We start from the raw sequence: 15,626 nt of genomic DNA, 5'->3' as shown, positions 1-15,626 counted from the left end.
TTGGCTACTACTAAAAAGCCTCAATAGACAACAACCTATTGGGGCTTTTTCATGAATAAAATTCGCAGTGAATATTACTTCCCAGTAATGCTTATCTTTTATAAGTCAAAGACCAGGTCAAAGGCGTCGGTAGCTTTTCAGATTCTAATTTAACGGTGAACAGCAGCTCGTTCTCGCCAACTTGTTTCCAAGTATTAGTGCGCTTGCCTCGCTCAGATTCAAGCACTACAACCACTGCATCGCTAGTTTGCTGATACGTGCCAGAGATCTCAACGCCTTCTTCGTCTTTCTTGATCACTTCGCCATTAGCAGTAAGCGGTATGGTATCGGCTTTAGCATCGTCACACTGGAACTGGAACTGTGTGGCTTGCCAATCCAATAACCATTGCTGACAAATTTGCGTTTGCTTTTTCAACACAGGTCGCGCCAAAGCACGAATAAAAAAGTTCATCTCTTGCGCCACGTTTTCAACCGCCACGTCTAACTTGGCCTGAGTGCTATCTGCATCTTGCAACATCCACTTACCTGCTAAAACATCGCCTGATGCTTGCGCGCCAGAACTAAACACCATAGCGGCAACGATTCCAACACCAATCAGTTTCTTCACCTTGCTTCTCCTTATTTTTATTGTGAATAGATAATGGCAAAGAAGCACAATATTGTAAGGCGCAAAAACGCGCACAATGACTGACATTTAACGCCATTCTTGCTATTAAGCGTTTTGGTACTGCAATGGAAACGTGATATCGCCAGAGAGATATTGAGTTGCTGTGTCGGCTTTTACAGGTTTAGAGAAGAAATAACCCTGATATTTCGCGCAGCCCATGTTTTCTAGAATATCTTTTTCTACCTCATGCTCTACGCCTTCAGCGAGTACTGACAAGTTCATGTGAGTCGCCATAGACACGATTGTATTAATGATGACATGACTCTGTGGATCACTAGTCAGATCTCGCACAAACGACTGATCAATTTTTAGCTGGTTAATAGGGAAATGCTGTAAATAACGCAGCGACGAATACCCAGTTCCAAAGTCATCGATAGAAAAACGAATATTATGCTCTTTGAGTCGCCACATTTTTTCAGCAACAGAAGCAATATTTTCGACCAACATACCTTCGGTGATTTCTAAATCGAGCAAGCTTGAATCAACTTGAGTCCGGCCGATCACATCGCAGACGCTTTCAACAAAGCTCTCCTTAGCAAACTGATACGGACTGATGTTTATCGCCACGCCTTTAAAAGTCGGCGGAAGGCCAATATCTTGCCACGCCTTTAATTGCTGACAGACATTTTCTAGAACCCAGTTTCCGACGTCGTAAATTAAACCAATTTCTTCCGCTATTGGGATAAAACGATTTGGTGGCACTAATCCTAGCTCTTCATTACTCCAGCGAATGAGCGCTTCAAAGCCTATCAATTGGCCATGCTCATTCACTTGAGGCTGATAAACTAAATAAAACTCATCGTTGCTAATCGCACGGTGTAGAGCTTTTTCTAACGCAGCTCGCTCGGCAACTTGCTGCTGCATTTCTTGTCGATAAAAACGGTATGCATTACGGCCGCTTTCTTTCGCTTCGTACATGGCAGTATCAGCTTGACGTAATATCTGCGCATCATTCGCACCATCAAAAGGAAACAAGCTAATACCAATACTCGCAGAGATAAATAAATCCGTTTGCTCTAAACGAAACACCTGGCATAGCTGTGACAGCAAGGTTTCTGCCAGTAAAGTGACTCTGCTTTGAGCTTCTTCGCCGTTACCTCCCAATACAGGAATCAATAACACAAATTCATCACCGCCCATGCGGACCGCAATATCAGCTTGTGACAAACAGGCTAGAATACGTTTTGAGGCTTCCACCAAAAGCGCATCACCAACGTGATGTCCCATGGAATCATTGATATTTTTAAAGCGATCCAAATCGATAAACAACAAACCACCAATATGGCCATTATTCTGTGCGGTGGTGATGACTTTTTCGATGTTCTGATTTAAAAATCGTCGATTAGGCAAATTGGTCAAAGCATCATAATAGGCCAAAAACTTAACTTGCTCTTGGTCTAATTTACGTTGCGTAATATCCCGAAAAGACGCCAAAAAATGCGCTTCATGGTCCAAAGTAATGATGTTCCCACACACCTCAACCGGAAAACTTACACCACTACTGCGACGATACTGCGCTTCGAATATTTTAGGGTCGCCCTGTGAATTATTCGTCCACTCTCTAAGTAAACTAGGTGTTTGCTCAGGATCAATTTCTTGAATGGTTAGCGTTAATAAAGTGGGCTTATCATAAGCTAATAAACGGCACGTCTCGCTGTTACAATCTAATATCTGGCCTTTCAAGTTCGTCAGCAACATACACTCACTGGACTGATGCAAAACCGCTTTAAAGTACGCCTCACTTTTTGCCAGCTCAGTTTCGACCTTCTTCCGTTTATGCCAAAGCGCTGTAATAGTGCGCGCTAAAATTCCTAATTCGTCTTCTCGAGCCGTTTGTTTAAATTTCAACTGGGCGGGATCATTATCTTCTCTTTCTAACTGGCCCAATTGATCAATTAGTCGTGATAGTGGATGCGATATCTGCACATAAAACAGCATAAACATCGCTGCACCTAGCAAAAAAGCCGACATTAGGGACGTAGTGATTAAACGAATATTTCGACGGATAAAACCATTGGTTACCGTACCACTGTCAATGGCTACCATAAGAGTTCCAACAGACAAATGGTTGTTACGCATTAACGGCAAACTAAAATGTTGTGGCAAGCCGCTAAACACCTTTTCAGATAACCAACGTAACGACAAAGGTTCTAAAGAACGATACGAGCTTGCTAATTCAGTACCTAAATCGTCTTCCAAGCGCGCCTTATAAAAACTATTTGAACGCATTAAGCCTGTCAGTACTTTTTTAGCTAGCTCTTCATCTAAAGAATATGCCGCTTCCGTCGCGGCATTTTCGACAATATGTAAGGTCGACATGACTTGATTCTGGATAGTGGCTTTTTCATCCTGCCAATCAATAACAATTTGAAAAGTACTCATCGACAGACTAAGCAACAATATCAGCACTAATGCCCATTTAGCTTGTTTGTAAGATAGACGCTTGTGCAGTGGTAGCATAATCCCTCGCGGTGTATAGGCTGCTAATTAGGCAAGGAAGAAAATCCATATCGCTTGAATATTTCATCCCTTTTGCCGTTTTCATCCAACTCTTTCAAACCCTTATTTAATACATCACGCCATTTTTCAGCATCTGGATATTTTTTACTAAAACAGCCAGAGTAATAATCCAGTCCCAACTCAGCAACATCATAAAAACTAAGCTGATCTATTACACCCATGCGCTGGGCTGCAAAAATAGCACTGTCGCGTTCTGTCATGAAAATATCTTGGTTGCGTCGCAACACCAGATTAATCCCCTGATCCAATCCAGAGACTGAAGAATAAGGTATTTTTGCGCTGTCCAAGATATCGGTCTGAGACCAACCATTTACGGCAGATACATGGAATTTTTTTAAAACAGCCAAGGTCGAAACATCATCATCCAAGAAAGAACGACGAGTCACAAAGGCATTAGCAGAATCACTGAGAGGTGTTGAGAAAAAAGCGAATTTTTCGCGTATAGGGAGCGGTCTACAAGACACTGCGCCCAATATTAAACCCTCCTCAACGTCACGCATAATACGCTTCCAAGGTGTTAACTCAATTCGTACCGTAACGCCTTGTGTTGCATAAGCTGCGCGCAACACATCCACATCAAAACCATATACAGCCTCCACTTTCCCAAAATCTGATGGCGGTGGTAATTCAGCAGAATCAATAATATGAGGCGGTAAATGTATAGTATGTAAAACAATTTCTTCGGCATAAATAGATGTGGCAGGCATTAACAAACAGCCCAAAGTACAAGAGATTAAAAAATGATTAGCTCCTTTCATTAAACTCTATTCTCCTCTCTACTCTAGGGAAAGTTAGGCTGTCACAGCCTATTTTTTTATCGTTCAAATATGCAGCAGAATACAAAGTGACTCAAGCTTTATACATCGTCCAGCTTGCTTCGTTGCAAATTGTTACATTGCAAAAAACTAACCACCAAGCCATATAACAGACAAAAAAAATCTAGCCGACGCTAGATTTTAGAAAACCGGAATATACGAGTCTCGATTTTTATTTATCGAACTCTTCTTTGTCCGTTCTTATTTATCAACTTTTATTTGTCGAACAAGGCCGCACGCTGTGCTTCCATAATTTCTGCAATGCCTTTACGAGCCACTGCCAACATGCCCATCATATGCTCGTCGCTGAATGCTTCGCCTTCTGCTGTACCTTGGATCTCAATGAAGCCACCTTTGTCGTTCATGATGACGTTCATGTCCGTTTCGGCATTAGAATCTTCTGGGTAATCCAAATCCAATACTGGAACGCCTTTGTAGACACCCACAGATATCGCAGCAATTTGTGACACGATTGGATTCTCTTTTACTTTTTTGTTCTCAACCAATACACGCATAGCATCAGCCAAAGCAACAAAGCCACCAGTGATAGACGCTGTACGTGTACCGCCGTCGGCTTGAATCACGTCACAGTCAATCGTGATCGTGTTTTCACCCAATTTCTTAAGATCCACCGCCGCACGCAAAGAACGACCAATCAAACGCTGAATCTCAACCGTACGGCCACCTTGCTTACCGCGAGCCGCTTCACGATCCATACGGCTGTGTGTAGAACGAGGCAACATACCGTATTCCGCTGTGATCCAACCTTGGCCCTTGCCTTTCAAAAAACGCGGCACACCAGAAACCACAGTCGCAGTACAAATAACTTTCGTGTCGCCACATTCGATCAGCACCGAGCCTTCGGCATGTTTGGTAAAATTACGTGTGATTTTAAGTGGACGTAATTGATCTGCTTCTCTTCCGCTTGGACGCATACTTGCTCTCTCTGTCGATAAACCATCATAAAGGCGCAATTATAACGAACCCACACAAAATTGCGCCCCCAGCGATGGGAAAACATGACATTTAGCAAACCTGTCGAACACAGCCTCATTAGGCTACAATATCGCCTCTATTTTTAACAAAGTATTGGCACGCACGGTAATCGTGCAAAGGTCTCTCTATTAATTTTTTACTTAGGTACTCAAGATGACAGCAAGCATGACAGCCTTCTCTCGCCAAGAAGCCGTATACGATTGGGGAACCATCAGCTGGGAAGTTCGCTCGGTGAATCAGCGCTACCTAGAACCTAGCTTTCGTCTACCAGAAAACTTCCGCGAGCTTGAGTTTGCTTTTCGTGACGTGCTGCGCAAAAAAATAAACCGCGGCAAACTGGAATGCCAACTGCGTTTTCAAGGCGTAGACAAAGCGGCTACCAACTTAACCATTAATCCAAGCAATGCCCAAGCCTTGGCAAACGCCATCGAAACACTAAGCACTTGGTTTAAAGATCTAGATCCTGCCAATCCACTCGACATTCTCAAATGGCCAGGCATTCTGAGTGACGAAGGCAGCGACTTTGAAATGATGAAAAAAGCCGTCGTAGAGCTCTTTAATAAATCTGTCGACGAAATGATCCAAGTTCGTCTACGCGAAGGTGCGCAGCTGAAAGAAATTATCGAACAACGCTTAGACGCCATCGATGCTATCATCATAGAAGTACAGGCCAAACTGCCAGAGATCATCGCTGCGCAAAAGCAAAACTTACTGGATAAACTTGAAGCCGCCAAAGTCGACCTAGACCCAATGCGCGTCGAAGCGGAAATCGTCCTACTGGCCCAAAAAGCCGACGTGGCCGAAGAACTGGATCGCCTAGCGACGCACACCAAAGAAGTCCGCCGACAGCTACAACAAAAAGGCCCCATCGGCCGCCGTCTCGACTTCTTAATGCAAGAACTCAACCGTGAAGCCAACACGCTTTCATCTAAATCCATCGTCGTGGAAACCACACAAAGCGCCGTGGAATTGAAAGTTCTGATTGAACAAATGAGAGAACAGATACAGAATATTGAATAATTATTATAGCTGTATTTTATTATATTTTTATTTTTTAAAATCAATAAATTAAACTAAATATTAGTCCATACCTGTATTCTACAAACCACCTTTAACCACCACCATATGGTGGTTAATTTGGTGGTTGTGATAGAATCAGTAGAAAGCTGAGTGGTGGGTAAAAAATACCTACCCATATCACGCATTACTGTAGGTGGGCTATGGCTAAGTTAACTGTTAAGAAAGTAGAAGCGCTGATCAAAGCTGGTGGCGATAAAACGAAGCGCCATGCTGACGGCGAGGGTTTGTACCTTGTTGTCCCTGCTTCAGGCACTGCAAGTTGGATGCTTCGTTTTACAGTAAATACTAAACGTCGTGAGATGACGCTAGGTAAGGTACAAGACCTTTCTTTATCCAACGCTCGCCTAGAAGCTGCTACAAAGATGAAACAGGTAAGAGAGGGTTATGATCCTCTCTTACAACGGAAACGCGCTGAACAAGAAAATATTAAAACGGTTAATGACCTCTTTGAAGACTGGTATCCAACCTTAGTTAAACGCCTTAAACATCCTCATATCCCTAAACGGGTTTACACCAAAGACATTGCTCCTCATATCGGCGACCTACGTTTAGATCAAATTACTGCTCGTGATATCAGAACCACAATTAACGCTATTAACGAGTCTGGTCGCCCCACCATTGCCAATGATGCACTAGGACACTGTAAACAGCTTTTTAACCACGGTATTAAACTTGACCTTATCCAAGGTAACCCCGCATCAGCCTTTACCATAAGAGACGCTGGTGGCATTGAACAAAGTAAAGACAGAACCCTCACAGAAGCGGAATTAAAACAATTCTTTGATACTGCAAGAGAACATAGCACGAGCTTTACTCGCGACAATTACTTAGCCTGTGCATTGTTAGTTTGTTTGGGAGTTCGTAAATCTGAATTGTGTGAAGCAAAATGGGAGGAGTTTGAGCTAGAGAAAGGCTTATGGCACCTACCAAAAGAACGTAGCAAAACCAATGTTGGCTTTACCATTCCATTAGCACCAGAAGTATTGGAGTGGCTTAATGAGCTGAAGATAAGAGGCTTTGGCTCTGATTACGTGCTGCCTAGCCGTAGAAGTAGCAAAAACCTACATATGGGCTCAGACACGCTTAACAGAGCTATTACCAAGCTATTTGGACATGAGGCAGGCAAAAAGAAACAACCGCCTAATTTGATGGGTGATATGCTGCACTTTACAGTACATGACTTACGCCGTACTTGCCGTACGCTACTAGCAAAACAAGGCACCCCCGGTCATGTGGCCGAGAGGTGCTTGAATCATAAGCTGAAGGGCGTTGAAGGTATTTATGATAAGTATGACTACTTTGAAGAGCGGAGAGAGGCCCTCAAGTCGTTATCCAAGCATCTACATCTAATTATCAATCAATAAACTTAAATATAGTGAGGAATCGACATATGTCATATAAAAGTGAGTTCGGTGCAGGCTTCGATTTAGGTTTTGATTTATACAACTACCCATATCTAAAAGACAATAGTTGGCATAACAATGTCAGTCCAAGTTTTTACTTTAACGTTGGCTCTCAGTACTACGTTCTATGGGTTGATTATGCCGATCGCGCACGGCGTGAAGACACAAACCCTCGATATTTAATTCAAAAGGCCATAAACGAGGGTGACGAAAAACACCCTGAAGTTTATGCATCTGGTGGAGATATCATTTTTGAAAGCGAACTAGTTGTAGATCTTAATCAATTTCTCAATAGCTTAAGTGATTCTCATGACCATACCAGTTAACTAAGACGTTCTGCTCACCTTAGTTAAGCAACTCCAACACAACTCTACCTATTTGCTGTGCCAAATACGGTGGCACAGCATTCCCCACCTGTACATACTGCTGAGTTCTATTGCCTTCAAAAAGATAATTATCAGGAAACGTCTGTAAGCGTGCCGCTTCTCTAACTGTTAAGCTGCGACATTGTTTCGGGTCATAGTGGATAAAGTAATGCCCATCCTTTGAAATATGACTCGTCACAGTAGTCGCACACTTATTTGCTGCTTGGGTACGAAAGCGATCCGCATGAGCACCTGTATCCCAATTTCCATGATCAGGAGCTAGCTCTACCGGGAAATCTCTCGCTTTAGGCGATGTGCCGCCACTTAACTTGGTAAACGCAGCACTGAAAGCATATCGTAGTAAATCAGATGCCATATGGCCACGCGTCGCGTGGTTCAACACACAACCAGGATGATTTTCTAAGTACCAGTTTTCTAAATATGGTGGCATACATCGAGCCACTTCCACTAATAAGCTACTTTGACGCTCTAACCCTAAGATAGGCTCAAGGTTTAATTTATCTACAGCTTCATTATCAAATTGTTTTTTCAACAGAAGTTTTAGTTTTTTAGCATTTGCTAACACTTCTCTTTCCCAGCTTTGTTGGAAGTCTTTCTGTTTAGAGAATCCGCTTCGGAGTGGCGGTAAATCTGATAATACTTGCTCAACAGTTACTGTCTGTGTTGTTGGACGAATTATACTTGGTATACGAGTTATATCTTGTCGTACTCCCAATAAAATTACGCGATGTCTAGCCTGTGGCACCCCATAATTCTCTGAGCGAATAAGAAAGTCTGAAGAGTCTAAGTATTTTGGATCTTTGAGGTCACTTGCCTGAACAACAAGTGAGAAAATATTGTATTTAAAATGATCTGGAAATCCGGTTACTCGACCTGGATCTCTCAAGTCTTCCAATATCTGAGGAAATATAGCTTCGCCATTAATTTTAGCCGATAAAATGCCACGAACGTTCTCCATAACAAACACATCAGGTTGTGCTATAGACAATACTTTTAAGTATTCTTTGTATAGAAAATTTCTATGATCATCTTCTGCTTTATAGCCTTTGATTCCAGCGTTACGCGAACGTCCGGCGAGTGAGTAGGCTTGGCAAGGCGGTCCGCCGATGACTACTTTTGGTCCTTGGTGAAGAGCTACTAACTCACGTATTCGTTCGTGAATTAGTTCGTTGTCTTCACCAAGAGCTCTAGGTTCCTGCAATGTTTCAGCGATTGCTTCCTGAGTTTGCTTTGGATACAAACTAAAAATTTCATCACGGGTTAATTCACCACGAACATATTTAAAATAGCTATCTAACCCACCATCCAGCGCTTTAATTTTTCGATAAAATGCTCGTGTAGTTAATGTTTTATGCGCAGAGGGCTCTTTCTCGACCGAAACGCCAATCTTGAATGGATTATAGCCATTTTCGTCTGTAACTGACGACATCCCTTCACCAAGCCCACCAGGGCCAGAAAAGAGATCTATTACAAGTACTTCACCAGTTTCCATTACTCTACCACTGTCGAAAAATTGCCTGGCAATCATACCAGGCTTAAGCTGTCGAGCAATAGATTTATCTAATTTCTTTAGATTACTCCTCAACTGCTCTTACTTGTTTTCAGTTACTCAAGTCGCCATGAAAAAAATTCTATTTGTAACCTATAAATTGAAAAATTTCCTTGGAGGCGGTACTTTAATAAATGCTCTTACACAGATCTATAAGACAATTTCCTTGAGGGGAGACTTGGTTACTTAACAGCTTATTAAAGTGCCAAACTTTCGACCATACCACCTCAACAAGTCAATTTTACCAATTAATCTAAAATAGCTTAGAAATTGAGCGCTGCTTTTGTACTCGCTGAAGCCATGAATTCTTTTAACTCTGATGATCTTTTTACTGCCACCCACAACTCTTCCTTTTTAGAATACTCTCCATAATCGTCACTTAAAGAGTATTTTTTAATAAGTTCATTCATAAGGAATAGTAGCTCTTTTAGATACTCTATGAGTCCATCACTTAAGCATTCCTGTTTCCATATTTTTTGTAAAAGCAATGTGCCATTATTAGTAGTATTAGACCACTTGTAAATAGCAGATATAGCATATGGTACGGCCGCTGAACGAAGCTGCCCAATAGCATTCTTTCCTTGGCCATACACTTCTTCCATAGTCCTAAATAGTATTATTTTGGCTATAAGTTGTTCATAGAATTCACGGTTTATATCTATACCGTCACCCTGTTCTGGCTCAATATCTTCAATAAACATGCGAAAAATTTTCTCTCCACCTTTTTTAACGAGATGTGGTGCATCTCCCCATGCACAATAATATTTGGCGAGAAGCTCTTTAGTGAAGCGTTTTTTAGGAGGAAAATCATTCTTTAACTTCTGGCCATTTGTACTTTTCCTAACTTGAGTATTGAAGTCACCTTTTGCTCGCTCAAAAAACCACTTCTTTCCTGATGGGGACAGGACACTTTCGCTGAGTGATTTTAACTTTACTAATTTAGGACTACGAGATCGAAGGTCTACTTTAGACACTCTAGATTGACTATTTGAAAACTCACTTATTTTAGTAATCAGATCGTCTAAATCCTTAGATTTACTAGTCTTGGCGATGTTAATCTTAGCCACTACTTTTACATTACTAATATCCAACCCTTCTTTACTAGAAAAATAAATAGAAGCCGTAGTCTGGCCACCATTTACAATTTGAAAGTCGTCTAGGCTTTCTAGATATAGTGATTTTTTGTAGTAAGAAGTTTTTGCTTCTGTAGCAGTGATAGTTAAACCATTATTAAAGGCAATAAACTTCTCTGGATCATCTTTAATAGTTTTCTTAATCCCCTTGTTAACACCTTTGAACTGTAAAAATGAACGAACATTCTTTTCCAATAGCTGACTTGAATATCTTTTATAAAGATTAGCCAAAATAGGTGCATCTAAAACACATAAGTAGGATTCAAAATCCTCTTCATCAGCTGCTTTAATAACTTCAATATTTTTGCCAATTATATCTTTAAAAATGACTTTAAGTGGCTCAGCTCTACCTTGTGAGGCATATATATTCGCCAAATAATTTAGATCAACAACTCTTCTGATAAAAAGAAGTTCTTTTGATTGAGCTTCTTTTCCTGAAACTCTATATGAGAAACTTTTATTTTCATCTTTATAATTAATAGTACGTAACTGAGGCTCTTCTCCCCTAAAAGAAACAGTAGCAGATAAAGTTATCAAAAATATTTCAACAACATCAAATTGAGTCAATCCGTCTTCGCTTCCTAATTTAGCAACTAGTGTCTTAATAGGCTCAGATTCTTGGACGTTTTCAAGATTTTTTTTAATTGCAGACGAAACTAATCGAATAGCTCTCTTAAACTGTTCTTCATAGTTATTTCGTTGAGATACATAGAAATCATCATTGCTTTCTGATAAGTAACTATCATCAACTATAAATATTTGTAAGCGCTCGCCAGTGCTATTAACCGTATACCCATTGATTTTGATTTTATCGTCATTCGAAAGATAATAAGTATGATTAATATCTTCTGAGTCAACCACCTTAACCTCTAATAACAATGGCATAACTTCATCAATCAACAAATATTGTTGTAAAAAACCGTCATCATCTTTGCTAGAGTTTAATAGGTCTTCTCTAGTATTTAATACTGTGCCTAATTCCACCTAATAGTTCTCCTGTGAAACTCTAAACTCTTGTAATTCTCTGACATCTAAACTGTATTTAACTGTCGAAATGGCCTTATGTAACCCAGAGGATTTAATTTTGGGGAAGTAATCAACATCACAATCGAAGGTTTCTGTCACCTTTCTAGAAAACAAAAATTTTGAATACTTTGACAGACATTCCTCATTAAGACTTTCCTTTTCTAAAGCAGATAAAAGTATAGTGATATCTCCACTTTTCTTATTTATATGCTCCTTAATTTTCATAAATAAATCTTTGAGCGATAAGCCATGTTCCGACTCTATAACAGAGATGACTTCTAAATTGAGAGGTTTTTCATCAACATTATCGAGTTGGTATTCACTAGATATTTTTATCATCCAAGAATTTAATGGCTTGGTCTTTACTTCAATTGAGGAGCTGGAAAACTCAAAATCATGTGATGCACCAAGAGGTCCTACCCACGACTTTAAAATATTATCGATCGGAACACTTGAACATGCATCTTGAATTAATTTTAGTAAATAACTCAATTCCCCCCAAAGCCCTATTACTCTCTCATTGCTCAGCTTTTTATCTAAAGTTTTTGTAAAAAATGTACTCCACTTTAAATAGCAAGTTATGAAGTTTTTAGATGCTTCCTCTGCGTTGACAGTGTTTTTTATTGAATAAATTAAAGAAATAATTAGGTCATCGAACAATGATGTAAAGTCTGAGTCTAATAATTTAATTTGGAGATAATGCCCTTGTTTGACAAAAAACAACTCCAAGTTATCGTTATTTAGAGCATCAAATTTAGGAGTAAATGAGGAAGGAAGATAAATCAATATCGCATGACTCGATTTTTCGTCAACAGCCAAAAAAACCTCTAACGGCCCACTAGACTCAAATCTGATTGTACTTAAACCAGAATCAATCTCTTGAGATTCTAATAGCTTCCATTTATCACTTAACTCCATCATATCTCCGCATCTGTTGGTAATAAGTCATCCGAAGCTTCATCTTGATCTTCATCTGATATTTCTAGATCATAATCACCTTTAACATACTCTCCACAAGGGTCTAGCTTTCTTGATATTGGAGGGAAACCCATTGCCATACCGACCAATGGTTCATTAAGTAATTGGCCTCTTTCTTTCAATAGATTTTGAATATTAGTGTCTATGTTGCCAGGAACTTGATTGAAAACGTAGTAGGGATCAAATAAATAAAATATAAGCACACCTTGGTTTTGAGTTAGCTTTTCTCGATATATTCTTTCCGGTTTGGTTTTTAGTTGAGCTTTTATTAGAGCCTCTGCTTCGCTTATATTTGGTTCAGATTTTAAAATTTCAGAAACTTTTTGAGTGATAAATTCTTTTTCAGCTAAAAGTATTTGGTCCTTTTCAAGTGCAACCGTCATATCTTTTCCTCCGCTCATTATATTCGCAGATGAACCAGTAGGTTTAAAGATCTGATCTTTTATGAACTCATCATAAAAATGATTTCCTTTTTCTTGAGCGGGCCCACGTCGAATTGCTAATTGAACATCATTAGGTAAGCCTGTTTCATCAGAGGTGAGTATTCCTAAACCACTATCTTTAGTAGCTGTACCTGTCAGTTTAATTGCTATAGTCCAAGATGTTAGTAAGTTTTTTTCAACACATTTATTTACATATTGTTTTATTAGGTTATTTCTAGCCTCATCAAAATTGTTATTTGATTCAATAATTTTAATGAGTTCTTTAGATGATACTGTGATAGCAAGTAATGAATCTATTTTTTTTGCAGCAGAAAACAAAGGTGAAACTATCGTTTTAAAATCTGCCCATACGTTACTAATTTTTTCTTTAGAAATATCAAGCTCTGTTGTCATTACTAGAGAGTCTTGGTACGACCACTTTATGCTTGTAGTGTTTTTCAAAATAGTTGGACGAGTAATTTTTAAAACTCCAGGATGCTTTCTAACCCTTAATTCAAATTCTCTTGGCGTAGCTCCCTTTTGATCCATCTTTTTGAATTCTTCTTTTAACTCATCTATACATAGGGATGTTGAATCATATTTAGAAATTAAATCCCTAGATGTAAACAATTTACAGCAATCTAAATAACCCGGCCGATAACCAAACCATCGGCCCATTTGCAAAAGAGAGTCAGAATAGTTTGTCGAACGTACAAAATAGCTAACTGTTAAGCCTTCAAGAGTAAAGCCCCTAGATAATCTATTCCCCCCAATAGCGATAACTTTGCGAGGTTTTTCATCTTGGTATTTAAGCTCATTTCCTGTAGTGCTGTTTAGCGCCAGAACCTCAATATTTGACACTGCATCCACTAATAAAGGACTTATAGAATTAAAGGTGACAGGCTGCATGTAGTCATCGACATAATTTTTTGGCAAGTAGCTATGAATAGATCCGACAATTTCAGCGTAATAATCAGACCAAACTTTTTCAAATTTTCGATAGATCGAATTTTCCCCATTTGGCTTATCCATTTTCAAGCTAGTATTGATATAGCTATAAAAGTCATTAATCAATTTACTAGATTTATTTTGCCATGAAGTGAATCTTGAAATATGTACAAGCATAGTATTATGGGGTTGATATACTTTAGAGAGAATAAGGTCTTTTCGCCTGGTTTCTCTGACTGCAATGCCAAGAACAAAGCACATTACAGCATCTTTAATACTGTTAGGTAAATCAATTGGGAAATTATCGACAGATTTTGAAGCTCGAGTGCCTTTTTTGTATTCACCAAATGAAGTGAAGTTTAAATAGTTACCAAACTTGCCTACTTTACTTTCCCAGTCTTGTTTATTATCAAACCGTTCGACACCAATTATTTTATCACCATCTTCCATTACTCGACTTGGAAAATCATCTGTATAGTCATCAATATCAAATACAATCGGAAGTTTTTGGCAGTGCTGTAATGTTTCAAAAACCCGATGTGCCCCGATATAATTGGTAGGCGTATCTAACAGAAATATAAAGTCATCAGGAAATAGATTATCAACTGGGTCAAATAAGGATTCTGTTATCATTTTATTTGACTTATCAAGAATACTCCACTTTTCTTCTGATGCTGTATTTCTATCCTGAATGACATTAGCGAATGGAGTGGCTGTGTACCCCAAATAAGACTTTTTATGAAAGATACCTAATATAGATCTAATATGACCATTAATTTTAGATGCATAGTTTTGACCTTTATAGCCTTCATTGTTAAGCGAAGCATTGTCTGCTTCATCATCAATAATCAATAAAGGTAGGCTGTGTTTTGCTGTACCTTTAGGCAAGTTGTCTTTTAACCAAAGTAAGATGTTTTTCAATATGCTGACGTTTTTTTTACAAACCATGATATTAGTTTGATTTAATGAGAAGTTAGCATCAGCTAAAGGTCTATTAAAATCAGCCTCTTCAGAGGTAATTGAAACAACTTGGAAAACACTTTCATCACCTTGATGTCCAAAAGCTTGTCTAAGGCCAACACCTTTACCATCTCCAATTATGTCTGTGTCTATCCGAGCTTGCGTTTGTGACCTGAGGTCATCCATGATTCCAGATAAAACTATAATCAGCTTATAACCAGAATCTAGTGCTCTATTGATTACAGCATTAAAATTACCTGTTTTACCTGACTGTACATCACCATCGACAAGCCCTTTAATAAAAGTAGGAGATTGACTCTTAGGGTCTGCCAATTTACTTAAAATTTTAAAGCTAGAGTTTTTAATTTCTTCTACTACTGATTCTGCACGCCCTTTTCCACGTAAATACTCTAAGTACCTTTCAGTGTAATTCCATGTGATTTCATTCTCTCGAGAATCATTTAACCAAGTTGATTTATTCTTTGATAAAAGGTTGGGAGCTTTAATTGTTGTTACATGATTTGATTGAACTTCTTTTCTAACAACTTCAAAGTAACTCTCAAAGGTTTCTCTATCTATATTCGGCCAATTTAAATGCTCAGCAACGATTGCTAAACTATAAAATATTTCATCTTTTAATCCTGAACGTACGGCGTCTAAAGATTCAAAACTCGATGTTTTTAAGTGCTCTTTAATTTTATCTTTTATCGCATCTTGGTATTTAAAACGATAGCTATCCATAT

11 protein-coding genes are annotated in these 15,626 nt (G+C 39.1%); 3 read left to right on the top strand and 8 right to left on the bottom strand.

The genetic code is table 11. The features are described from left to right. Nucleotides 1-91: 91 nt before the first annotated feature. The 4 genes from TY87_RS19465 to rph form a co-directional block, all read right to left on the bottom strand. A complete protein-coding gene (locus TY87_RS19465; RefSeq protein ID WP_072839422.1) occupies nucleotides 92-607 on the bottom strand; it encodes a hypothetical protein in 516 nt (171 codons plus the stop codon). Nucleotides 608-712: 105 nt separating this feature from the next. Beyond that, the gene (locus TY87_RS19460; RefSeq protein WP_100188340.1) at nucleotides 713-3,127 is read right to left on the bottom strand and encodes a sensor domain-containing protein; all 2,415 of its coding nucleotides are present in this window, start codon (nucleotides 3,125-3,127) and stop codon (nucleotides 713-715) included. 23 nt (nucleotides 3,128-3,150) lie between these two features. Continuing rightward, nucleotides 3,151-3,945, bottom strand: a complete 795-nt coding sequence (locus TY87_RS19455) for a substrate-binding periplasmic protein (protein WP_100188339.1) — start codon at nucleotides 3,943-3,945, stop codon at nucleotides 3,151-3,153. A 272-nt stretch (nucleotides 3,946-4,217) separates the two neighbouring features. Beyond that, nucleotides 4,218-4,937: a ribonuclease PH gene (gene rph, locus TY87_RS19450; RefSeq protein WP_012072021.1), complete on the bottom strand. Its 720-nt coding sequence runs from the start codon at nucleotides 4,935-4,937 to the stop codon at nucleotides 4,218-4,220. 214 nt (nucleotides 4,938-5,151) lie between these two features. Between rph and TY87_RS19445 the strand changes: the two genes are divergently transcribed. From TY87_RS19445 to TY87_RS19435, 3 genes are all read left to right on the top strand, one after another. Then, on the top strand, nucleotides 5,152-6,018 hold the full coding sequence (locus tag TY87_RS19445) for a YicC/YloC family endoribonuclease (RefSeq protein WP_100188338.1): 867 nt from the start codon (nucleotides 5,152-5,154) through the stop codon (nucleotides 6,016-6,018). A gap of 200 nt (nucleotides 6,019-6,218) precedes the next feature. Continuing rightward, nucleotides 6,219-7,442 carry a tyrosine-type recombinase/integrase gene (locus tag TY87_RS19440; RefSeq protein WP_100188337.1) on the top strand — a complete coding sequence of 408 codons (1,224 nt, stop codon included), beginning with the start codon at nucleotides 6,219-6,221 and terminating at the stop codon, nucleotides 7,440-7,442. 26 nt (nucleotides 7,443-7,468) lie between these two features. Continuing rightward, nucleotides 7,469-7,807: a hypothetical protein gene (locus TY87_RS19435; protein ID WP_100188336.1), complete on the top strand. Its 339-nt coding sequence runs from the start codon at nucleotides 7,469-7,471 to the stop codon at nucleotides 7,805-7,807. Nucleotides 7,808-7,826: 19 nt separating this feature from the next. Here the strand turns inward: TY87_RS19435 and TY87_RS19430 are convergent, their stop codons facing one another. The 4 genes from TY87_RS19430 to TY87_RS19415 form a co-directional block, all read right to left on the bottom strand. Then, a complete protein-coding gene (locus tag TY87_RS19430; RefSeq protein ID WP_100188335.1) occupies nucleotides 7,827-9,359 on the bottom strand; it encodes a DNA cytosine methyltransferase in 1,533 nt (510 codons plus the stop codon). 320 nt (nucleotides 9,360-9,679) lie between these two features. Next, on the bottom strand, nucleotides 9,680-11,533 hold the full coding sequence (locus TY87_RS19425) for an AIPR family protein (protein WP_100188334.1): 1,854 nt from the start codon (nucleotides 11,531-11,533) through the stop codon (nucleotides 9,680-9,682). Further along, nucleotides 11,534-12,496 (bottom strand): PD-(D/E)XK motif protein, encoded by a 963-nt coding sequence (locus tag TY87_RS19420; RefSeq protein WP_100188333.1) that lies wholly within the window; start codon nucleotides 12,494-12,496, stop codon nucleotides 11,534-11,536. Next, nucleotides 12,493-15,624, bottom strand: coding sequence for a Z1 domain-containing protein (locus TY87_RS19415; protein WP_100188332.1), 3,132 nt, complete (start codon nucleotides 15,622-15,624; stop codon nucleotides 12,493-12,495). The genes TY87_RS19420 and TY87_RS19415 overlap by 4 nt, the downstream gene beginning before the upstream one ends. Nucleotides 15,625-15,626: the final 2 nt, after the last annotated feature.

Source organism: Marinomonas sp. BSi20584 (assembly GCF_002792415.1).
GTDB classification, from domain to species: Bacteria; Pseudomonadota; Gammaproteobacteria; order Pseudomonadales; family Marinomonadaceae; genus Marinomonas; species Marinomonas polaris.
The sequence above is the reverse complement of the archived record's forward strand: the minus strand, read 5'-3'. Positions and strand labels throughout refer to the sequence as shown.

Excerpts from the sequence above, each read along its gene's own strand:
- TY87_RS19460 (WP_100188340.1), bottom strand. The coding sequence starts at position 3,127 with ATGCTACCACTGCACAAGCGTCTATCTTACAAACAAGCTAAATGGGCA.
- TY87_RS19455 (WP_100188339.1), bottom strand. The coding sequence starts at position 3,945 with ATGAAAGGAGCTAATCATTTTTTAATCTCTTGTACTTTGGGCTGTTTG.
- rph (WP_012072021.1), bottom strand. The coding sequence starts at position 4,937 with ATGCGTCCAAGCGGAAGAGAAGCAGATCAATTACGTCCACTTAAAATC.
- TY87_RS19445 (WP_100188338.1), top strand. The coding sequence starts at position 5,152 with ATGACAGCAAGCATGACAGCCTTCTCTCGCCAAGAAGCCGTATACGAT.
- TY87_RS19440 (WP_100188337.1), top strand. The coding sequence starts at position 6,219 with ATGGCTAAGTTAACTGTTAAGAAAGTAGAAGCGCTGATCAAAGCTGGT.
- TY87_RS19435 (WP_100188336.1), top strand. The coding sequence starts at position 7,469 with ATGTCATATAAAAGTGAGTTCGGTGCAGGCTTCGATTTAGGTTTTGAT.
- TY87_RS19430 (WP_100188335.1), bottom strand. The coding sequence starts at position 9,359 with ATGGAAACTGGTGAAGTACTTGTAATAGATCTCTTTTCTGGCCCTGGT.
- TY87_RS19420 (WP_100188333.1), bottom strand. The coding sequence starts at position 12,496 with ATGATGGAGTTAAGTGATAAATGGAAGCTATTAGAATCTCAAGAGATT.
- TY87_RS19415 (WP_100188332.1), bottom strand. The coding sequence starts at position 15,624 with ATGGATAGCTATCGTTTTAAATACCAAGATGCGATAAAAGATAAAATT.